A 20,877-nucleotide genomic window follows, 5' to 3' on the forward strand; every position below is an offset into this window, starting at 1 on the left:
AGGCATGTCGGAGCAAGCATGTCCGAATCCGTCGGATTTTTAGGCCCTACGTTAACCCCCCTCTTCAAGCCGTTCAGGGGCTTTCGCGACGCCGACCAGGCGGTTGAGTGCCTGGTCGAAATATACGAGCGAAACACCGCGTTTATCAGACAGGCGTTCGACGACTACGCGCACGGGCGGGTGGTTCCGGGCCAGCGTGTCAGGGCGTGCTACCCGGCGGTGCGCATCAAGGTAAGCACCTACCAAGAGGTCGACAGTCGCTTGTCATACGGGCACGTGGTTGAGCCCGGCACCTACATCACAACCGTTACCCAACCGCGTCTGTTTGCCAGTTATTTAAAAGAGCAGATCGGCCTGCTGCTCGAGAACCATGGTGTGCCCGTGGAAATCGGCGAGTCTGATACGCCCATACCCCTGCATTTTGCCTTCAACGAAGGCGAGTACGTGGATGCGGATCATACGACTGATCTGGGCAATGTCTTGCGCGATCATTTCGATGTGCCCAACCTTAAAATAACCGACGACGCCATTGTTAACGGCACCTGGCAGGGGCGTCACGGCGAACCCGAGCCGCTGGCGCCGTTTACCGCGCCGCGCGTCGATTATTCCTTGCATCGCCTGCAGCACTACACCGCGACCGCGCCCCGGTATTTTCAAAATTTCGTCCTGTTCACCAATTACCAGTTTTACATCGATGAATTTTGTCAGTGGGCGCGCGATCAGCTTGCCCGGGGCGAAGGCGGGTATACCGCGCTGGTGGAGCCGGGCAATGTCATCACCGAAAAAGGCGCGGCAGGCAAACCGGGCGGGCCGGCGTTAAGTCGCATGCCGCAAATGCCTTCGTATCACCTGATGCGCGAGAATCACACCGGCATCACCTTGATCAATATAGGCGTTGGGCCTTCCAACGCCAAAACCATCACCGACCACGTGGCCGTGCTGCGTCCCTCGGCCTGGCTGATGCTGGGCCATTGCGCAGGCCTGCGCACCACGCAAAGGTTGGGTGATTATGTTCTGGCCCATGGCTATGTGCGTCAGGATCACGTGCTCGACGAAGACTTGCCGGTGTGGGTGCCCGTGCCACCTCTGGCCGAGATACAAGTGGCGCTTGAACAGGCCGTGGCCGAGGTCTCGGGGCTTTCGGGCTGGGAGCTCAAGCGCATCATGCGTACCGGTACGGTCGCCAGCATCGACAACCGCAACTGGGAGCTTCGCGACCATGACGGGCCGGTCAAAAGCCTGTCGCAATCGCGCGCGATCGCACTTGATATGGAGTCGGCCACTATCGCAGCTAACGGTTTTCGCTTCCGGGTGCCGTATGGAACCTTGCTGTGCGTCTCTGACAAGCCCCTGCATGGCGAGCTGAAACTGCCCGGCATGGCCAGCGATTTTTATCGCCGCCAGGTGTCGCAGCATTTACACATTGGTATTCGAGCGCTTGAAAGCCTGCGTGAAATGCCATCGGCCCGGCTGCATTCACGCAAGTTGCGCAGCTTTCTGGAAACGGCCTTTCAGTAGCGCCGCCGGCACCGGGTGCCGGCGCGCTTAGAGCTCGAGCAGCCGGCTTACTTTTTCTTCCAGCTTGCACACCCGTTTTTTGAGTTTCTTGTGCTTTTTGCGCAGCTTTGCCAGTTGCCGGCTTGTTGTGTCGGTATCGGCGGGGGCTTGGGCGTCAGGCTCGGGCAGCGCCAGCATGGTTCCCCGGCAATTATCGCTGCCGCAAAGGCAGCCATATTGAGCCTGCAGTTTTTTGGTGATTTTACCGTCCATGACCAGGCCGTAGTCGTAGAACAGCTCTTCGCCCTGGGCGATGTCGCGAAGCGCCATGACATAGACCCGGGTACCGGCGGCGTTTTCTTCGGTTTCGCAGTTGGGGTCGCACGAGTGATTGATCCAGCGCGCGTCGTTGCCCCCCTTGCCGCCGTCTATCACCTTACCGCTGCTTAACGAAAAATAAAACGTATGAAAGGGGTCGTCGGGGTTGACCGGATGCCGCTCGTCGGCTTGTTCAGGCGTGATCCGCGCACCGATATACTCGATGATGCGGGTGCCGGCGGGTATGTCACGCGCGGCAAACACACCGTTGCCGTGCAGCGGTGAGCGTTGCACGATATGCCAGGGCTGATTCTTTGTGCTCATGCTTAGGGTCAGAACGGGGGGTCGGAATCAAGGTCGTCGGGCGGTGCTTGTACTGGCTCGGCAGCCGCTTTTTTGGCTGCCGATTTACTTGCCGCCTTCTTTGCAGCGCTTTTCTTGGCCGCGGTTTTGGTCGCTTTTTTGGCGGCCTTGGCGGCCGTTTTGCTTACGGTCTTTTTGGCAGCGGCTTTAGAAGTTGCTTTCTTGGCCGTTTTCTTGCCGGCTTTCTCGGGCCGGGGTTCGAACTCGAAACTGACCTTTCCGTCGGCGCCCTTGACCAAAAAGGCTTTGAACTTGCGGTTGGTACGGCTGGAGATAAAGCCATCGAGCAGATCGGTCTTGCCATCGGTCAGCAGCTTGCTGACCTGCTCGGGCGAGATCTCTTGGCGCAGAATGATCTTGCCTGTGCGGAAATCACAGGATTTTTCAGGCCCGACCGATTTTTCGCAGACGTAGTTCATGCCGTGCTCAAAGACGCGGCTGCCGCATTTGGGGCAATTGCCCAACGACGTCTGTGCCGAGAAGTCGACTGGTTCGGCATTGTCGTCGTCGTTTTGGCCAAAGTCGAACTCGAGCTTATATTCGTCGGTAATCCGAAGCAGCGCCGAAAACGGCCGCCCCATTTTGCTGATGAAGCCGGTAAGCGGCCCCAGTGTGCGCTCTTGAAGCAGCGACTCGACTTCGGGGATCTCGAATGTGCGCCCGCCGGGGTGCTTGCCAATGGAAAAATCACACTGCGTGCAGGCGTAGCGGCGGTAGTTTTCCTTGACCACGCCCCCGCATTTGGGGCAAGGGGTTTGCAGTGTGGCGTAGTCGCCCGGAACGGTGTCGCGCTCGTATTCTTTAGCGCGCTTTACGATGATCTGTGTCATTTGCGCAATGTCGCGCATGAAGGTCTCGCGGTCGAGCTCGCGTTGCTCGATCTGCTTGAGCTGATGCTCCCATTCGCCGGTCAGTTCGGGCGAGGTCAGTTCATTGACGCCCAGGCCCGAAAGCAAAGTCATGAGCTGACGCGCCTTGGCGCTGGGTATCAGCTCGCGTCCTTCGCGACGCAGGTAACCTTCGTTGAGCAGACCCTCGATAATGGCTGCGCGTGTGGCCGGTGTGCCCAGGCCACGCTCGGACATGGCTTCGCGCAAGGCTTCGTCGTCGACGAGCTTGCCGGCGCCTTCCATGGCCGACAGCAGTGTGGCTTCGGTGTATCGCGCCGGCGGCTTGGTGGTCAGGCCTTTGGCCTCGATGTCTTCGGTGTGCACGGTTTCGCCGTCGGCCACGGCGACGAGCGTGGTGTCGTCGCCTTGTGACTCGCGGCCGTAGATGGCCAGCCAGCCGGGCGAGACCAGCACCTTGCCTTCGGTTTTGAAGTGATGGCCCGAAACCTCGGTAATGCGGGTGGTGACGCGAAACTCGGCCGCCGGAAAGAACACCGCCAGAAAGCGCCGGGCAATAAGCTCGTAGATTTTTCCTTCGGCATCGCTGAGTTCGCGCGGTACCTGCAAGGTGGGAATAATGGCGAAGTGATCGGACACCTTCTTGTCATCGAAGATGCGCTTGTTGGGCTTGATGCGGTCTGCCTTGAGCAGTTGCCCGGCGAACGGCCGAACACTGGCGGCCGCCGCCGAGCCCGCTTCAGCCAACGCCTGTACCGTGTTTTGAACGGTAGAAATGTAGTCTTCGGGCAGATAGCGTGAATCGGTACGCGGGTAGGTCAGTGCCTTGTGTCGTTCGTACAGTGTCTGGGCCAATGCCAGGGTGGTCTTGGCCGAGAACCCAAAGCGCGAGTTGGCTTCGCGTTGTAGCGATGTCAGGTCGAATAGCGCCGGCGACATCTGCGTTGAGGGCTTTGATTCTTCGGTAACCGTGCCGGGTTTGTCCCGGCATGCGGCCACAATGCTTTGGGCAGCCGCTTGCGACCACAAGCGCGAATCTCGCTGCTCGGCGTCTTCCGTTTTCTTGAACTTTGGGTCGAACCAACGACCGGTGTAAAACCCGGCTGCGGCAACGAAGTTGCCGTGTACTTCCCAGTAGTCGCGCGGGACGAAACTGCGGATGCGCTCTTCGCGCTCGGCCACGATGGCCAGGGTGGGCGTTTGCACGCGGCCTACCGGCGTTTTAAAGAAGCCGCCGTCTTTACTGTTAAAGGCTGTCATGGCGCGTGTGCCATTGATGCCCACCAGCCAGTCGGCTTCGGCGCGAGAGCGCGCGGCCGCTTCAAGCGGCTTAAGGTCGTCGTCGTCGCGCAGCGAGGCGAAGGCTTCGCGTATGGCCGTTTGCGTCATGGAACGCAGCCACAGGCGCTGAATGGGCTTTTTTACGCCTGAATACTGAACGATGTAGCGAAAGATAAGCTCGCCCTCGCGGCCCGCGTCGCAAGCGTTGATGACGCTGTCAACATCTTTGCGCTTAAGCAGTTTGACCAGCAGTTTCAGGCGCTCGGCTGATTTTTTGTCGGTAGGCCCCAGCTCGAACTGCGGTGGAATAACGGGCAGGTGGTTGAAGCTCCATTTGCCGCGCACCGGGTCGTTGGGTGCGACCAGCGTAAGCAGGTGCCCCACGCTGGAAGCAAGCACGTACTGATCGCTTTCAAAATAGTCGCCCTCGCGCGTAAACCCCCCAAGGGCGCGGGAAATATCTAGGGCGACCGAGGGTTTCTCGGCAATGATCAACGATTTAGTCATGGTGTTCCAGGCCGCAGCTTTAGCGCGGATGATACGGGGGGATAAAGGCCTAGCGCAAGCTTGCCAATATAAAACAGTGGCTCAATATATCAAATGTTGAAGCGCGCGGCCCAACGCGGTATGGCTTCGGACCAGAATTGCTTGACGGTACGGGCGGCCGGCAATGGGTCAAAGCCCAGGTGCCGCCACGATTTCTTCAGGCTGGACACCGCATCGGCGCTGTCCAGTGGTGGTGCATGATTTTGTTTCGACAGCTTGTGACCGGTTTCATCCACCACCAGAGGCACATGCATGACACGCGGTGTGCGTACGCCAAGAATGCCGGCCAGCACTTGCTGGCGTGCGGTCGAGTCCAGCAGATCGGCACCGCGAACAATGTCGGTCACCGCCTGGTCGGCGTCGTCGATCACCACCACAAACTGGTAGGCCCACAGGCCGTCGGCGCGCCTGATGATGAAATCGCCCACTTCGGCCGTCACATCTTGCTGCTGGGGGCCAAACCAGCGGTCGTGGAACTGTGTGATACCGTCGGGTACCAGCAGGCGCCAGGCCCGCAGCGGCCGGCCGTGGCCGATTCCGGAGCGGCAGGTGCCCTTGTATGGGCCCTGACCAAGTTCGCGACGCGTACATGCGCAGCCGTAAACCAGGTTTCGCCCCTGCAGCTGCTTGAAAACGGCCTGGTAGCGCGCCAGGCGCCGGGATTGCCAGATGGGTGGAGCATCCCAGTGCATGTCCAGCGCTTGCAATTGTTGCATGATGATACGGTCGGCGCCGGCTTGCGTGCGGGGTGCGTCGATGTCTTCGATACGCAACAGCCATTGCCCGCCATGTGCGCGTGCATCCAGGTAGCCGGCCATTGCAGTCGCCAGCGAGCCTTCGTGCAAGGGGCCGCTGGGGCTGGGCGCGAAGCGCCCGATATAGCCCGCCAGTGTCTTGGCCTGTGCCATTGCACGCTAGCCAGACAGGCTTAATGGAACAGGCGCTTGCGGTCGTCGGTAAGCAGCTCTTCGAGGACCAGGTGGTCGACCTCGGCTTCCTGGCTCCAGAGCACCATGAGGGCGATGATCTTGATTTTTTCCAGGGGTACGGGTGATTCGTCGGCGGCAAGCGCACGATCGATGAGGATCTCGCGCAGTGCAGCGGGCAGGGCGCCCGAGGCTTCGAGGAAGCTGATGAAACCGATGGCTTCGGTACCCAGCGATTGGTATTCGATGTCGGTGTAGATGCGCGCACTGCCGCCCTGGGGGGCGTGCGCCAGTTGCACGCATTGCTCGGTGGTTTGGGCCAGGCCGTACAGCCAGCCCAACGCTTCGTCGATGTCTTCGTGCTCGAAGCCGACGGCGGCCAACTTATGGGCCAGGGTGTCTGCATCGGGGCACGATTGAGGGGTGTAATAGTTTTCGAAAAGGTAGACGAGAATATCGAACATAAGCGTTTCGTATTGCCCTTTACAGTATCCGTGAACGGATGGATTAGCCGGTAAAGTCTATATTGACTGTACGCTGAATTTTTGGGGCAGGCAACTTGTGTTTGTCTGAATTACAACGGGCCTGCCGCAACGCGGCAGGCCCGTTCGATACCCTATTTTACCGGCATTTGACGCCCGGGGTTTTGGCCCGGGTGAGCGGGCCGGTGCCGCTGGGGTCAGACCATTTCAATGGCCATGGCCACTGCTTCGCCGCCGCCGATACATAGCGAGGCCACACCTTTTTTACCGCCGGTTTTGCGCAGCCCGCCCACTAGGGTGGCCAGCAGACGCGCGCCCGAGGCACCGATGGGGTGGCCCAGAGCCGTGGCCCCGCCGTGGATGTTGACCTTGGCATGATCGAGCTTGAGGTCATGCATGGCCGCCATGGTTACCACGGCAAAGGCCTCGTTGATTTCGTACAGGTCGACGTCGCTGGTTTTCCAGCCGGCCTTGGCCAGCAGTTTTTGCATGGCGCCTACCGGTGCGGTGGTGAACCACTCGGGCTCTTGCGAATGTTGGGCCTGGGCGACGATGCGTGCCAGGGGGGTGACACCCAATCGCTTGGCGGTGGATTCGCGCATCAGCACCATGGCGGCTGCACCGTCTGAAATGGACGATGAGTTGGCTGCGGTAACCGTGCCGTCTTTCTTGAAGGCGGGCTTCAGGGTAGGGATTTTTTCGGGCATGGCCTTGGTGGGGCTTTCGTCGGTATCGATGACCGTGTCGCCCTTGCGGCCCGCCACGGTTACGGGGGCGATTTCCCATTTGAAGCTGCCGTCTTCGGTGGCGGCGCGAGCACGGCGCAGCGACTCAAGCGAGAAGGCGTCTTGTTGCTCGCGGGTAAAGCTGTACTTGCCGGCGCAGCTTTCGGCGAACACGCCCATGGCGGTACCGCGCTGATAGGCGTCTTCCAGGCCGTCCAGCGCCATGTGGTCGTACACGGTGGAATGGCCGTAGCGGTATCCCTGGCGGCCGCGCAGCAGCAGATATGGGGCGTTACTCATGCTTTCCTGGCCGCCTGCAACAATGACTTCGGCGCTCTCAGCCTTGAGCAGGTCGTGGGCGAACATGGCGGCTTTCATGCCCGAGCCGCACACTTTGTGAATGGTGGTGCAGCCCACGCCTTGCGGCAAACCGGCGCCCAGTGCCGCCTGACGCGCGGGCGCCTGGCCTTGGCCGGCCTGCAGCACGTTGCCCATAATGACTTCGTCAATGGCATCGGCGGCAACGCCGGCGCGCTCGACAGCCGCCTTGATGGCAATTGAGCCCAGCTCGTGAGCGGCAAGGCTGGACAGGCTGCCCATCATTCCGCCCATAGGGGTGCGTGCGATGGAAACAAGTACGATGGGATCCGACATGATTTTGCTCCTGATGGATTAATGGTTATGGCTGGTTGGCTGGCTGCGTGCCTGGGCTGCCCAGGCGGCGTGTTTCGTCGTAAGGGAAGATGTCTTCGATGCGCCCTTGCATGACCCTTTCGCGGCAGGCCTGCCACCACTCGGCGTCGAGCAGGCAGGCATGGTGTCGCAGAAATGCGTCTCGCACCCGGGGGGCGCCCAATAGAAATCGCGAAAACTCTTCTGGGAAGACGTCGTTGGGTCCGACCGGATACCAGGGCTCGGCGGCCAGCTCGGCCTCTTCGTAAGGGGCCGGCGGAATACGGCGGAAATTCATTTCGTTCATGCGTTGGATTTCGTCGTAATCATAGAATACAACACGTCCAAGCCGGGTGACTCCAAAGTTCTTGAACAGCATGTCGCCTGGAAAGATATTGGCTGCGGCGAGTTCGCGTATGGCGTCGCCGTACTGGCGCACGGCGTGCTCCAGGGCGGCGTCCGAGGCCTGCATCAAATAGATGTTCAGTGGGGTCATGCGGCGTTCTATATACACATGCCGCAAAATAATGGTGTCGGCGGTTTCTTCGATCAGGCTGGGTACTTCGTTGCGCAGCTCGGCAAGCAACGGTTCAGAAAAACGCCGGCGGGGCAGCGCTACCTGCGAGTACTCCCAGGTATCGGCCATGCGGCCCACACGGTCGTGTTTCTTGACCACCAGGTACTTGCGCTTGACGGTGGCTGCGTTCATGTCGGGCTTGGCGATACGGTCGCGAATCAGCTTGAATACGTAGGGGTACGAGGGCAAGGTAAAAACCGCCATGACCAGCCCCTTGATACCCGGCGCCAGATCGAACGCGTCGTGCGAGTGCGACAGGTGGTGCAGGAAGTCGCGGTAAAAAAGGGTTTTGCCCTGTTTCTGCAAACCGATGGTGGTGTAAATTTCGGCCTTGGGCTTGCGGGGAAGCAGCGAAGTCAAAAAATTTACATAGGCGGAAGGCGCTTCCATGTCGACCAGAAAGTACGCGCGTGTGAAACTGAACAGGGTGCTCAGGTCGTCGGACGTATAAAGCAGGGCATCCAATACCACGTGCCCCGAGGGCTGTCGCAGCAGCGCAATGGCGAAAGGGTAGGTCGCCCCCTGGTTCACCAGGCGGCCCACGGCATAGGCGCCCTTGTTGCGAAAGAACAGCGAGTTCAGCACGTGTATCTGGCAATCGGGGGCGATGCGTCGACCGCCTTCGCGGTCCAGGGCGGCTCGCAACTGGCCTACAGCCTTGCGGGCCAGCGCCCGGACGTCGCGCGGCAGGTCGGTAAAGGGTGCTGCCAGACCAAAGTCGGCCATCATGCGTATCAACGATGCTTCCAGCCCTTCGGTCGCAGGGTAGTACACGCGGTACGAGGGCAGCCGGCTATCGATGTACTCGGTGGCCACAGCGGGCCGCACGAACATGAAGTCGTTGTTGAAGTATTCGCGGTGCAATATGCGGCACGAGACCGAGTTGAAGAAGGTCTCGGCGCATTCGGGTTGCCGGTGCCCGGCCAGCAGGCCTATGTAGGCGGTCTTGGCGGCCTGCCAGAACTTAAGCTGCGGCTCGGTAAGTTCGGTTTCGGCGCCGGATCCTTCGGGGCTGGCTTCACTGCCCTTCAGGGCGGCATTAAGGGTGACCGAGCATTCGCGTACCCGGGTGTCGTAGTATTCGATGCGCTCGCGCGACAATTGCTGCATGGCTCGCCAGTCGCCTGATTCGAACAGCGATTTTGCCCGCTGGGCGCCGTAACGAAACAAGGCATAGTGGCGATCAAACCCCGACAGTATCATCTGCGCCACGGTCTCGGGCGACAAATGCTGCCGCGTGGCCGGTTCAATATGCTGGTGGTCTGCGGTGCGTATCATGCCCGCCCTTGGTATGTTGCATGGAATAGTTGAAGCTTCAAGATAAAGACCGTTTATAGTACGGTAGCGGCCGCCGTTACGTAAACATCAACAACCTGCGGCCCGGAGTACGGAGATATTGGATGAACCCTAATGAACAGAAGTTGACCTACCCCTGGGGCGATACGCTGCCCGAACCCGGCCAAGCGGTGGCCATCGGAGACGGCGTGCGCTGGATCCGCATGCCGCTGCCTTTCATGCTTGATCATATCAACCTTTGGCTGCTGCGCGATGAGATCGACGGTCGTTCGGGCTGGACGGTGGTCGACTGCGGCGTGGCCCGCGATGAGGTCAAGGTTCTGTGGGAACAGATTTTTGAGAACGCGCTCGAGGGCCTGCCTGTTCTGCGTGTGCTGGTGACTCATATGCACCCGGATCATCTGGGTCTGGCCGACTGGATCTGCAAGAAGTGGGACGCTCCGTTGTGGATCAGCATGACTGAATACATGACGGGCCGGCTGTGGTCGCGTCCGCCGGTGGGCAATGTGGCGGCGGGTGGCATCAGCGGCCAGGCGGCGGTAGACCACTTTGTTCGTCACGGTCTGGTCGATGCTGATGCGAAGCAAAAGATTCTTGAGCGCGGCAAGTACTACCCCAGCCATGTTCCTGATGTGCCGGCGCGCTTTCGACGCTTGATGGACGGCGACCGTGTCTCGATCGGGGGCCGTGACTGGCGGGTTATTGTGGGTTACGGGCATTCGCCGGAACACGTGTCTTTGTATAGCGATACGCTGCAGATGCTGATCTCGGGCGATATGGTGCTGCCGCGCATTTCTACAAACGTCAGTGTGTTTGATTTCGAGCCCGAGTCGAATCCTTTGCCGCTGTATTTGAAGTCGCTGCGCGGCTACGACGGGCTACCGGTCGAAACGGTGGTGCTGCCTTCGCATGGGCGTCCCTTCCGGGGGCTGCACGAGCGCATTGCCCAGCAGCATGCGCATCATGCTGAGCGTCTTGAAGAAGTGCTTACGGCATGTGGAGCTTCGGACTGCTCGGCGGCTGACATCGTGCCGCTGATGTTCAAACGGGCGCTTGATGCGCACCAGCTGGCGTTTGCCATGGGCGAGGCGTTGGCGCACTTGCATGCGTTGTACTACGAGGGGCGCTTGAGTCGCTTGGTTGGCGACGACGGGGTGATACGTTTCAGGGCTGTGGATCGCTAGCTTTTTGTGGTGTTTTTGTGGGTTCTTAAGTGGCGTGGGGCGGGGTGGGGTATTTGGGCGCCGGCCGCTGCGGCCGGCTGCGCCGGCTTCCCTCGCCGTCTATCATTTTTGGGGCGCACGCAGAACTCGCGGCGGCGAACCAGTGGTTCGCCAAGCGTGCCGCTCAAACATGCTGCGTGCTTGCATCCCCAAAAACGACAGCCGACTCGGCTTGCAAACGTCGCCCAAATACCCCACCCCGCCCCACGCCTCGTGATTTTGATGATTGGGGCGTTATAAGGGTTTCGAGAATTGGGTCGTTAGCGTTGTTGCGTGTGATGCCTCTAATGCCAAGGTCACTGATATCACTGGTGCACTGACGTGACGATGCCATGAGATCACCACATCCCAGACGACGTCACGCCACCAAGTCCCCAGGTCATCAACGCCGGCTCGTCCCTAGCACGAAGAAGCGGCTCTTATTCCACCTGCAGTTCCTGTGATGTGGGGCAGGTCTTTTTCGGGCGTTGGCGCGAGAGCCGGGCGCCCGGAGAAGGAAGGGCGAAGGCCCGGACGATCCGGGCAGGCGGGCCGAAGGCCGAGTGCCTCCGCCCGAAAAAGACCTGCCCCACAGCGCAGGAACGTCTTAAGAACCAACAGCGCAGCGACTCACAGCGCAGGAACGTCTTAAGAACCAACAGCGCAACGACTCACAGCCCAGACCAACATCAAGAACCACCATCGCAACGACTCATAACTGACACCATCACCGCTGCGAAAACACAAGTCGCAGTGCCAGGCCGACAAACACAACACCAGCAAGCCAGTTCAGCCATTTTTGCACTCGGGGCGAGCGACGCAAAACCTCGCCGAACGCCCCGGAGAAGAACGCGATGGCGCCAAACACAAGCAGCGTGGCCAGCATGAACAAAGCGCCCAGGCTAATTGTTTGCAGCGCCACCGAGCCTCGGCCCGGTGAGGTGAATTGCGGCAGAAAAGCCAGGAAGAACAACGAGACCTTTGGGTTCGTCAGGTTCATGATGATGCCCCTGCGGTACAAAGTAGCGTAAGGCAACCGAGGCGTGGTGCCGGCTTCACTTTGCGCGCCAACCGCCGGCGCACGAAACGCCCCCCATGCCAGATACAGCAAGTACACGGCGCCCGCCAGCTTCAACATCGTAAACGCGGTTTCTGAGGTGGCAAATATTGCCGCCAGCCCCACGGCCACCGCAACGGTGTGGCCGATCAGCCCTGTGCACAAACCAAGCACCACTACCATGCCCGCCGTCTTGCCCCATAACGCCGACTGCATCAGCACGAACAGATTGTCGGGGCCGGGCGCCAGGGCCAGCAAGACGGCGATGCCGAAGAAGGAAAGGGCGATTTGGAAGGTAAGCATAAGGAGACTGGGGTGGGCTGGCGGCAAAGTGCGGTGAACGTGTGGGCGGCAAGCAGCGGTTACGAGCCGGATTATGTGTTAGTTTTAGGCGTTCAGCGCAATCACTTCGACCCAATCATGGCCACGTCGCACATAGACACCAAATTGATGCATTCGGGCATCGCCGAGTTTAATCCCAAAACGCAGTCCGCCCCCGTCGCGCTTCCGCCCATGCGGACCAGCACGGTGCGGTTCGCCAGCATGCAGGCGCTTGATCGTGCCATTGCAGATAAGTCGAGCGGCGAGCGTGCGGCCACCTATGGGCGTCCGGGCATGGACACCCACGCAGCGCTTGAACAGGTGTTCTGTGAGCTCGAGGGGGCGCAGCGGGCGTTTCTGGCGCCGTCGGGGCTGTCGGCCATTACGCTGGCCATGTTGGCCTTGCTAAGCGCCGGCGACCACGCCCTGGTGGCCGACTGTGTGTATGGTCCGGTGCGTCAGCTGCATAAGTCGGTGCTGGGGCGTATGGGTATACAGGTCAGTTACAGCCGGGCAACGCCCGAGGCGTTACAGGCACAGTTGCGCCCGAATACACGCCTGCTGTTTATCGAGTCGCCGGGCTCCTTGCTGTTCGAGATGCTCGATATCCCCGCCTTGTCGGCGTTTGCGCGCAAGCATGGGCTGATTCTGGTTACCGACAATACCTGGGGCGCGGGCTATGTGTATAGGCCATTGCAATTGGGGGTTGATGTGTCGGTAGTAGCGGGCACCAAGTACATTGGCGGGCATTCCGACCTGATGTTGGGCGCAGTCATGGTCAATTCCCCCGAGCTGATCAGTCGCATCAATGAAGCCCATTACGCCATGGGTTACGTGATCAGTGCCGATGATGCGTGGCTGGCCTTGCGAGGCGTGCGCACCCTGCCGTTGCGAATGCGCCAGCACGCGGCCAATGCGCTTGAGGTTTGCAAGTACCTTGCGCAGAGGCCCGAAACCCAGCGCGTGTTTCATCCTGCTTATCCCGATGACCCCGGCCACGCGCTATGGCAGCGTGACTGTCTGGGTTCGAACGGTATGCTGTCTGTTGAGCTGGCCTTGAACGAGGCGCAGGCGCGCCGGTTCATGGACAGCTTGCAGCTGTTCAGCATTGGGTATTCGTGGGGTGGGTTTGAGAGCCTGGCCCAACTGGTCGAGCCGTCGGCGCTGGCGCTGCATGGGTACTGGCAAGACGGTGGCCCAGACCGGCGGGTGGTGCGCTTGCATGTGGGCCTGGAAACAGCGGAAGATCTAATCGCCGATCTGGAGCAGGCGTTTCAGGCAGCACGCTAATATTTTTTATTGTAGGGCTGCGGCCGTCCCAAAGGGGCGGCCGCTTTCGTGTGCTAGATTTACTTGAGGCTGTCGAGCAGGCGTTGCGCCTCGGTGATGGTGGCTTCGTAGCTGCCGGTCATCGAGGGAGAAACGACGTACTTGCCTGCTACTGCCAGGCTGGGCGTGCTCTGCACGTTGTATGTGTCGGCCAGTTCGTTGGCGCGGTTGATCTTGGTTTGAACGCCGAATGAATTGAACACTGCTTCGAATTTGGCTTTGTCGACACCCTGCCCGACCATCCAGTCGGTGATGGCGTCTTGGGAATAGATGCGGTTGCGCTCTTGATGGATGGTCTTGAAGACCGCCGGATGCAGATCAAGGCGCCCCATGCTTTCAAGCGAGTAATACAACTTTTGCAGGTCGACCATGCTGGCGTTGAAGGCAACGGGTACACGCTTGACGATGGTGTCCTCGGGCAGTGTTTGAGACCATTTTTCGATCAGGGGCTCCATGCTGGCGCAATGGGGGCAGCTGTACGAGAAAAACTCCAGAACCTCGGTTTTTCCGGCGGTGTCAGAGGGCTGCGCGGGGTCGACCACAGTATGCGAGTTCGATTGTGCCATGGCGGTCGGCGCCATGAATGCGGCGGCGCCGATGGCGGCTGCGGCCAGAACACGAAGGAAAGAATTTTTAAATGCCATGGGTTATATCCTGAACGAAATTGAACATTAAGACCCGTGAAACGGGTTCAAGTTCAAGACGGGTTTTATGGGCGCACGACCGACGATTCGATTTTCGCTTCGCTTAACCGGACGCGAGAACGGTTCATTTCGTCTATGCCCTTGAATGGGCCGACCCGTACGCGGTGAATCGGCGAGCCGTTGAGTTGTGCCTGTTGTACCTGAACGGGTAGGCCCAGCAACAGAATCTGGGCCTTGACGGCCTCGGCGTCCTTGTTGGAACGGAATGCGCCGGCCTGCAGGTAGTACGTGGTTTGTGTGGTCGCTGCAATGTCGGCCGGCGAGGGCGTGCGAGGGCTTTCGGCCTGAGCCGCCGGAGCGGGCTTGTTGGCCGTGCCCGGCGCAGGGGCGCCAAGGGTTTCAAGCAGGGTGCCGATTTCATCTGCCATGGAACCGGGGGCCTGGCCGGGAGTGGCGCCCGGCAGAGGAGAGGGGGGCGTGGCGGTGGGCCCGTTGGCCGCGCTGCCAGCCGCGCCGCTTTTCCCGTACAGACCCAGGTTGGGGTCGGGGGCGTCGCGTACGTCGGGCAGCAAGATATTGGCTGGATCGCGGCTGGCCTTGTCGACAAAAGGCATGGGCACCTGAGTGACAAAGTAGGCGACGGCCGCCGCTGCGGCCAGGCCGATGATCAGGCCCGCCAGCAGACCGAACAGAGTGCTGCCGCCGGATTTCGAGCTGGTGGATTTGCGACGTGCCATATCAGCGATTACATCCTTTCAGGAGCCGAAACCCCAAGTAAATTAAGCCCGCTTGCCAGCACCTGACGAGTAGCCTTGGCCAGACGCAATCGGGCCAGTTTAAGCGCCTCGTCGTCGACCAGCACCCGCTCGCTGTTATACCAGGTGTGGAAGTCGGAGGCGCAATCGCGCAACCAGAAAGCCACGTGATGCGGGGCAAGCTCTTGGGCCGCCTGGGTGATTATTGCGGGAAACTCTGCCAGGCGTTGCAGAAGGGCGATTTCGCTGCTTGCGGTAAGCGCAGCGGGGTCGGCCTGGTCGATGCCGCCCTGCAGGTCGGACGATTGCGCCAGCATGGAGCAGATGCGGGCATGGGCGTATTGAATATAGTAAACCGGGTTTTCTTCGCTTTTGGACAGGGCCAGGTCAATGTCGAATACGAACTCAGAATCGGCCCGCCGTTGCGCCAGGAAGAACCGAACCGCATCTTGCCCCACCCAGTCGATCAGGTCGCGCATGGTCACGTAGCTGCCGGCCCGCTTCGAGATCTTGACCTCGGCGCCGTCGCGCACGACCTTGACCATTTTGTGCAGAATATACGCCGGATACTCTTTGGGTATGCCCAGGTTCAGGCCTTGCAGGCCGGCGCGTACGCGGGCAATGGTGCCGTGATGGTCGCTGCCCTGGATATTGACGGCATGATGAAAGCCGCGCTGCCATTTGGCCACGTGATAGGCCACGTCAGGCACAAAGTAGGTGTAACCCCCTTCTGATTTGCGCATGACGCGGTCTTTGTCGTCGCCGGTACCCAGTTCGGTGGTGCGCAGCCAAAGTGCGCCTTCGTGTTCGTAGGTGTGGCCCGCGTCCGTAAGCGCCTGAACGGTTTGCTCGACGCGACCGCTGGAGTAAAGCGAGCTTTCAAGATAGAAGTTGTCGAACTTCAGGCCGAAGGCCTGCAGGTCAAGGTCTTGTTCGCGGCGCAGATAGGCCACCGCAAAGCGGCGGATGTCGTCGAGACTGTCGATATTGCCGGTCGCGGTAACCGAATCGCCGTCGGCGGCCTGTACGGTGGCCTTGGCGGTAAAGTCGTGGGCAATATCAAGAATGTAGTCGCCTTTGTAGCCGTCGGCCGGAAACTCGGGCGCCTCGGGGGGGATGCCTTTGGCGCGGGCCTGCACACTGACGGCCAGGTTGTCGATCTGGTTGCCTGCGTCGTTGTAGTAGAACTCGCGGGTAACGTCGTAGCCCTGTGCGTCCAGCAAACGGCAAAGCGAATCGCCCAGGGCGGCCTGGCGTGCGTGGCCCACATGCAGGGGGCCGGTGGGGTTTGCCGAAACAAACTCGACCAGAATTTTTTCGTCGCGCGCAGTTTGCCGGCCGAAGCGTTCGCCCTCTTGCTGGATGGCGATCAGTACTGCCTGATGCGCCCCTGCGGTCAGGCGCAGGTTGATGAAGCCTGGGCCGGCCACTTCGGCCGAGGCGACCAGCAGGGCGGCATCGGGCTGAGCGAGCAAGCCCTGTACGATCTGCTCTGCCAGTTCGCGCGGGTTCTTGCGCGCGGGCTTTGCCAACTGCATGGCCACGTTAGTGGCGATGTCGCCATGGCTGGCGACCTTGGGCCGCTCGAGCAAAATATTGGGGGCGGCATCGGGAACAAGGGGTTCGATCGCGGCGCGAATGAAGGAGATAAGTTGCTGTTGTTGCCCTGAAAGCATAGGAAGTTCGGTGTAGGCGGCAGTGAACGTGCCGCAGAAGGGGGCCCGGCGCTGTTGAAGGGCGCCTGCATAATGGATGTAAAGACTTAAATGATAGCTTGATTTTCCGACGGTGTGGCCTGCATGGGCGCCTGGTGCCACCCCAATTCATCGTAAAGCCAGCGTGCATAAGCGTCCAGATCCACAGTTCCCACGGCGTCAGAACTGCTTCGGCGCCAGTTGTCGTAGCGCTGGATCAGCGCCTCGGTGGCATCGCGCTGCCGGCGGCCCAGTCGCTCGTGCTGGTCCTGGTAGTCCAGTGCCTTGCTTGCGTCGGGCCCGTCAACGCGTCTGTCGCTGTCTTGTACGCTTCGAGCCGTCGTTGAACGCTGGTCGTGCAAAATCGGGCTGCTGACTACAGTTTGATCATCGTCCAGCGCCTTGAGCGGCACGGCAGCGGCCTGGGCCTGCCACAGCATCCAGTTCAGGGCCACGTCAGACAGATCGCCGTGCGCAGTGCCGGGGGTGTTGGGGGGCGAGCCGCCGCCGATATCGCCGTGGGCGCCTATGAAAGGGGCTTCAATGATGTTGTCTGTCATGCCTTGGGCTGCTGCCAGCAGCGGGAACAGCCAGCGCCGCTCATGCAGCGCCACCGCGTGAGCCACCCAGCCCCAGGCCGCCGAAATACGGAAGTCGTACAGCTCGTTCAGTTGCCCGCCAACGCCAAACTGTGCCACGGTGTCGAACAGGCCCATGAAGCGCAAGTCGACGCATGTGCTGATCTGGCCGCGTAGCGGATCGGCGTACGAAAACAGGCCGCGGTCAACGTGCTGCTCGACCAGATTACCGAAGTGTCGAGCCAGCGCCGCCCCGCGCGAATAGCCAATGATGTCGATGGGCACGGGTTGTTCGCCCTGCGGCAACGTGCCGTGCAGGGCGTTGAGCAGATGCTGCCATTGAGTTTCGATGATCTGGGGCGCCGTGTGTGCCGCCACCGTGTCAAGATCCAGGTAGTAGGGGTTGCCCGGTCCCGAGTGGTAGTACACCGAGCCGTCCTGGTAGCGCCGGCTCAGCAACCAGACATTGCTGCGCGTATGGGCGTTTTGGCGTGTGCCGTCAAAGGCGAACAACAGCAACCCCAAAGGGTCTACATAACGTCGCGGCTGCTGGGCGGCATAGCCCATTGCCTGCGTGCCCGGCAACGGGCCTAGCGGGTCGGGTTCAAGGTAATGGCCAAATTCCGGGTCATAGGTGCGCAGCAGGTTATCGTGCCAGCCGGTGGTGGCGTCAAAGGTCTGGCCAGGCAGGCGCAGGTCAAAGTCCAGGTCGCCGGCAATGCGCCGTGCAGATCCGAAAGGTGTGTATTCGGCCAGCCAGCGTATCTGCCGTTGCTGGTCGGTAATGACGTGGGGTGCGCCCATTAAATCGGCGTGTACGGCGTACAGGGTCCCCGCCGGAGCCTGGGCCGAATAGTCGATCATGCCGACGATGGCGTGGCCGGCATGGATGTACCGGCGGGTAATGGGTCGGCTCTGGGGGCGGGAGCCGGGCAGCCTGGCGTGCCGGGCTTCGGCTATCAGCCGGTTGCCCAGATAGAAGTATTGCGTGTGTTCGCGCGGGGTGCGAGCGTAAATGCGCTGCCCGAAGGCATTGTGGCGGTACTGGTCCAGCAGCTTTCCTTTGTGGCGAACTTGCTCCAGGCGCCGTTGGGGGCCGTAACGCAATTCAAACTGCTCTACTTCGCGCGGCAGGCCGCCGGCCTGGCGCACCAGGACGGGTTGCGCAGTATGGTTGTCGAGCTTTAAGGCGGCCGCCGAGCCGTCGGGGTGCCAGGCGCGCCAGTGTGTGGTGCCCGTTGCCTGGGCCGTGCCGGGGGTGGCAAGGGGCTCGTGCGACGCCCGGGCTATGATCAGCCGCGATTCCCGGTCATAGCCATAGCGCCAGCTTTGCGTCCAGCCTGTCGCGCCCACGCGATTCGCTTCTTGTACGGGCCGACCTTGCAGGTCTTGAATCCGAAATTGCTCCCAGATTGGGGTGTTTTCATCCTCAAGCGCCATGGCACGTACGCTGCCTTGTTGAAAATGCAATGCCATGTGCAAACCGTTGCCGTATCGGTAACCGGCCTGTGTCGGCCAGGCTCGAATCACCTCGTGCTCGCCTCCCAGGGTGTCGCGCCAGCGAATTTGCATTAACCGCCCTTGTGCGGTCCAGTCATAAACCAGGGCACCGCCTTCGGGCAGATGGTGTACCGCCAGACGGTGGGCCAGGTCGTACTCGAAACGGTCCAGGTACATGTGCCGGCCGCTTGGCGCCGGCGGCAGCGGTCGGTGGATGCGTCTGCTGGTCAGGCGCCCCAAATGGTCGTAGCCAAGATGTTCGTTTTCATGGGGATGCCGTATGGCGGTCAGGCGCGGGCCGCTCCAGGCCAGGCGGGTGATCAGCGACGCTTTGCCATTGCTTGCTTTGATAAACCGTGGTCGGCCCTGGTCGTCGTAGTCGTACAGCCACTCATCGCCGTTGGCGAACAGGCGACGAATGGGCCGGCCGTGGTCGTCAAACCGGGTATGTTCGGTAGCTGTGGCAGCGGCTTGCCAGGCAGTGCGCAGGCCCTTGGCATTGAAATGAAATTGCAACCCGGGCCAGCCCGGGACATTGGGCGTCAAGTGTTCCAGCCACCCTGAGGCATGGTGTTTGAGCCGGGTGCCATTGAGCTTCATAAGATGGCCGAAGGCATCGTACTCGGCCTGGGTGCCGGGTGCTGCGCACCCCGGACACGGCGCGCCGTGCACCTTACGCAACTTATACCGCCCTGTTTGCAAAGCGAATTCGAATCGGGTGCGGCGGCCGTCGGCGCTGTCGACCAGGGTCAGGCCGTTCTGGCTCGATGAGGCGGGCTGCCGGTATTGGATGCGAAGCGCGTAAGCCTCGTGCTGGGGGAAATGTTTTGCCGACTGTATGGCGCGCCCGTATTGATCGTAAGCCCAGCTATTGAGCACCACGGCGGCGCTATTCGGGGCTGCCAGTGCAATGCCTGTGACCAGTTGCGGCTGATTCGACTGCCTGGCTGCATCGTACAGATAGCGTCGTTCGTGGCCATCGGGGCGGATCACGGCCGTCAGGCGCAGCGCCGGTGAGTTTGGGCCGGCTGGCTCGTACGCATAGTTGAACCGCCCCAGCGGTGTGTCGATGGCGCTGATGTAGCGGCGGCTGCCGCTAATGCGGTAATGGAGGCCCAGTACGGCGGGCGGTTCGCCCACTCGGCTCGCCGAAATCTGCGCAATGGCGCCGTTCAGCACACCCGGCCGAGCATGCCGAATGATATCGACGATGTCGAAGTGGTTCGTTCGGGCTGCGGCATGCCCGGCGTAGCGGATGGTTGCAGGCCCGACCTGCATACGCTGTGCTGTCGCAATGCGCAGCAGGCGGCCCTGCGCGTCGAAACGCAGGCTGCGACCGTCGGGCCAGATCCAGACCCAGTGTTCGCCGTCGGCGTGCAAGACGCCGTGGCGATTGCTTATGGGCAACCGGCCGGCGTGCCCGAAGTAAACGCGGCTTCCGTCGGCCTGCACGATCTGGATGTGTCCCGCCACGTGATACAGGCGGGTGTCGTACGACAGTTGCCAGCCCTGGCCGAAGGCGCCGTGCCGGGGGTCGCGCGAGTTGTAATGGCGAATCACCTGCAATAACGGAAAGGCTTTACTGGCCGGGAGGTCAAGTTCTTCTTGGTGTTTGTTGCCGGTCGCCAGGTGTACGGGGTTTCCGATAGCCAGATTAAGCCCGGGCTCATCGGGGCCTTGCGTGGCGATTCCGCCCCCAGAGCAAGGGTGGCCCAGAGCCGGTGGCGAGCAAGTGTCTTGCGCCCCGACGGCCGCGATGGGGTAGAACAGCAAAGCAAGACACCATAGACGAGCTGCCATGAGTGTTTCCCTTTACGGAAAACCACAATTTTGTCGCTTGGCAGTGCCTGGATGTTAGGGTAGTGTAGAAGTTCGTCTATTGAGGAAAACCGAGATGCTAGTTGTCTTTTATTCCAAGCCCGCCGCCGAAGTGCTTATGTTCGCGCAACATGCGCTGCCTATCCTCAAGGCAGCCGGCAAACCGTACACTGATACGCTTCCCGAGCGTGGCGTCATTACTCATGACCAATTGGCCGGCGCCATTGCAGGCATTGAAAAAGCCATCGCCGAAGGCCCGCCGCCGCAAGATATTGAAAGCGACGACGAGAACGACGACCGCGAGCACCCCATTTCGTTGCCCGTCAGCTTTCGTCAGCGATCATTTCCATTGCTGGCCATGCTGCGTCTGGCCCAGAAGCATCAGGCCGACGTCACATGGGAGCCGGCCCCTTCGTGGTAGCGTAAGGGGCCGGTTGGTTGGGTGGCT

At 60.8% G+C, this 20,877-nt stretch carries 15 protein-coding genes; 4 read left to right on the forward strand and 11 right to left on the reverse strand.

Annotated elements, in window-relative coordinates; genetic code table 11:
* The first annotated feature begins 18 nt into the window (after positions 1-18).
* Entirely contained in the window at positions 19-1,518 is a 1,500-nt protein-coding gene (locus VL003_RS09280; RefSeq protein ID WP_325441781.1) for an AMP nucleosidase, read from the forward strand.
* A gap of 27 nt (positions 1,519-1,545) precedes the next feature.
* Here the strand turns inward: VL003_RS09280 and VL003_RS09285 are convergent, their stop codons facing one another.
* The 6 genes from VL003_RS09285 to aceK form a co-directional block, all read right to left on the reverse strand.
* On the reverse strand, positions 1,546-2,139 hold the full coding sequence (locus VL003_RS09285) for an SET domain-containing protein (protein WP_325441783.1): 594 nt from the start codon (positions 2,137-2,139) through the stop codon (positions 1,546-1,548).
* Between the two features lie 8 nt (positions 2,140-2,147).
* A complete protein-coding gene (locus VL003_RS09290; RefSeq protein ID WP_325441785.1) occupies positions 2,148-4,814 on the reverse strand; it encodes a DNA topoisomerase III in 2,667 nt (888 codons plus the stop codon).
* A gap of 89 nt (positions 4,815-4,903) precedes the next feature.
* Positions 4,904-5,761, reverse strand: coding sequence for a tRNA glutamyl-Q(34) synthetase GluQRS (gluQRS, locus tag VL003_RS09295; protein WP_325441787.1), 858 nt, complete (start codon positions 5,759-5,761; stop codon positions 4,904-4,906).
* Positions 5,762-5,781: 20 nt separating this feature from the next.
* The gene (locus tag VL003_RS09300; protein WP_325441788.1) at positions 5,782-6,243 is read right to left on the reverse strand and encodes a Smg family protein; all 462 of its coding nucleotides are present in this window, start codon (positions 6,241-6,243) and stop codon (positions 5,782-5,784) included.
* Positions 6,244-6,458: 215 nt separating this feature from the next.
* Positions 6,459-7,640, reverse strand: coding sequence for an acetyl-CoA C-acyltransferase (locus tag VL003_RS09305; protein ID WP_325441790.1), 1,182 nt, complete (start codon positions 7,638-7,640; stop codon positions 6,459-6,461).
* 25 nt (positions 7,641-7,665) lie between these two features.
* Positions 7,666-9,513, reverse strand: a complete 1,848-nt coding sequence (gene aceK / locus VL003_RS09310) for a bifunctional isocitrate dehydrogenase kinase/phosphatase (protein WP_325441792.1) — start codon at positions 9,511-9,513, stop codon at positions 7,666-7,668.
* A gap of 122 nt (positions 9,514-9,635) precedes the next feature.
* On the opposite strand from aceK, the gene VL003_RS09315 reads away from it, so the two are divergent.
* The gene (locus tag VL003_RS09315; protein WP_325441793.1) at positions 9,636-10,715 is read left to right on the forward strand and encodes an MBL fold metallo-hydrolase; all 1,080 of its coding nucleotides are present in this window, start codon (positions 9,636-9,638) and stop codon (positions 10,713-10,715) included.
* A gap of 745 nt (positions 10,716-11,460) precedes the next feature.
* Here VL003_RS09315 and VL003_RS09320 read toward each other — a convergent pair.
* Complete coding sequence (locus VL003_RS09320) at positions 11,461-12,093, reverse strand: LysE family translocator (RefSeq protein WP_325441795.1); 633 nt, start codon at positions 12,091-12,093, stop codon at positions 11,461-11,463.
* 117 nt (positions 12,094-12,210) lie between these two features.
* On the opposite strand from VL003_RS09320, the gene metC reads away from it, so the two are divergent.
* Positions 12,211-13,401, forward strand: a complete 1,191-nt coding sequence (gene metC, locus VL003_RS09325; RefSeq protein WP_325441797.1) for a cystathionine beta-lyase — start codon at positions 12,211-12,213, stop codon at positions 13,399-13,401.
* Between the two features lie 59 nt (positions 13,402-13,460).
* On the opposite strand, the gene VL003_RS09330 is transcribed toward metC, so the two are convergent.
* The 4 genes from VL003_RS09330 to VL003_RS09345 form a co-directional block, all read right to left on the reverse strand.
* Positions 13,461-14,084, reverse strand: coding sequence for a thiol:disulfide interchange protein DsbA/DsbL (locus tag VL003_RS09330; RefSeq protein ID WP_325441799.1), 624 nt, complete (start codon positions 14,082-14,084; stop codon positions 13,461-13,463).
* A 65-nt stretch (positions 14,085-14,149) separates the two neighbouring features.
* Positions 14,150-14,821 (reverse strand): SPOR domain-containing protein, encoded by a 672-nt coding sequence (locus VL003_RS09335; protein ID WP_325441801.1) that lies wholly within the window; start codon positions 14,819-14,821, stop codon positions 14,150-14,152.
* 8 nt (positions 14,822-14,829) lie between these two features.
* Positions 14,830-16,515 (reverse strand): arginine--tRNA ligase, encoded by a 1,686-nt coding sequence (argS, locus tag VL003_RS09340; protein WP_325441803.1) that lies wholly within the window; start codon positions 16,513-16,515, stop codon positions 14,830-14,832.
* Positions 16,516-16,601: 86 nt separating this feature from the next.
* The gene (locus tag VL003_RS09345; protein ID WP_325441805.1) at positions 16,602-20,411 is read right to left on the reverse strand and encodes a phospholipase effector Tle1 domain-containing protein; all 3,810 of its coding nucleotides are present in this window, start codon (positions 20,409-20,411) and stop codon (positions 16,602-16,604) included.
* 94 nt (positions 20,412-20,505) lie between these two features.
* On the opposite strand from VL003_RS09345, the gene VL003_RS09350 reads away from it, so the two are divergent.
* On the forward strand, positions 20,506-20,850 hold the full coding sequence (locus tag VL003_RS09350) for a DUF1840 domain-containing protein (protein WP_325441807.1): 345 nt from the start codon (positions 20,506-20,508) through the stop codon (positions 20,848-20,850).
* Positions 20,851-20,877 lie beyond the last annotated feature (27 nt).

The sequence above is a fragment of the Pusillimonas sp. genome (assembly GCF_035515275.1).
GTDB lineage: Bacteria > Pseudomonadota > Gammaproteobacteria > Burkholderiales > Burkholderiaceae_B > Pusillimonas.

Coding starts and splice junctions, on each gene's coding strand:
- VL003_RS09280 (WP_325441781.1), top strand. CDS start 19: ATGTCCGAATCCGTCGGATTTTTAGGCCCTACGTTAACCCCCCTCTTC.
- VL003_RS09285 (WP_325441783.1), bottom strand. CDS start 2,139: ATGAGCACAAAGAATCAGCCCTGGCATATCGTGCAACGCTCACCGCTG.
- VL003_RS09290 (WP_325441785.1), bottom strand. CDS start 4,814: ATGACTAAATCGTTGATCATTGCCGAGAAACCCTCGGTCGCCCTAGAT.
- gluQRS (WP_325441787.1), bottom strand. CDS start 5,761: ATGGCACAGGCCAAGACACTGGCGGGCTATATCGGGCGCTTCGCGCCC.
- VL003_RS09300 (WP_325441788.1), bottom strand. CDS start 6,243: ATGTTCGATATTCTCGTCTACCTTTTCGAAAACTATTACACCCCTCAA.
- VL003_RS09305 (WP_325441790.1), bottom strand. CDS start 7,640: ATGTCGGATCCCATCGTACTTGTTTCCATCGCACGCACCCCTATGGGC.
- aceK (WP_325441792.1), bottom strand. CDS start 9,513: ATGATACGCACCGCAGACCACCAGCATATTGAACCGGCCACGCGGCAG.
- VL003_RS09315 (WP_325441793.1), top strand. CDS start 9,636: ATGAACCCTAATGAACAGAAGTTGACCTACCCCTGGGGCGATACGCTG.
- VL003_RS09320 (WP_325441795.1), bottom strand. CDS start 12,093: ATGCTTACCTTCCAAATCGCCCTTTCCTTCTTCGGCATCGCCGTCTTG.
- metC (WP_325441797.1), top strand. CDS start 12,211: ATGGCCACGTCGCACATAGACACCAAATTGATGCATTCGGGCATCGCC.
- VL003_RS09330 (WP_325441799.1), bottom strand. CDS start 14,084: ATGGCATTTAAAAATTCTTTCCTTCGTGTTCTGGCCGCAGCCGCCATC.
- VL003_RS09335 (WP_325441801.1), bottom strand. CDS start 14,821: ATGGCACGTCGCAAATCCACCAGCTCGAAATCCGGCGGCAGCACTCTG.
- argS (WP_325441803.1), bottom strand. CDS start 16,515: ATGCTTTCAGGGCAACAACAGCAACTTATCTCCTTCATTCGCGCCGCG.
- VL003_RS09345 (WP_325441805.1), bottom strand. CDS start 20,411: ATGGCAGCTCGTCTATGGTGTCTTGCTTTGCTGTTCTACCCCATCGCG.
- VL003_RS09350 (WP_325441807.1), top strand. CDS start 20,506: ATGCTAGTTGTCTTTTATTCCAAGCCCGCCGCCGAAGTGCTTATGTTC.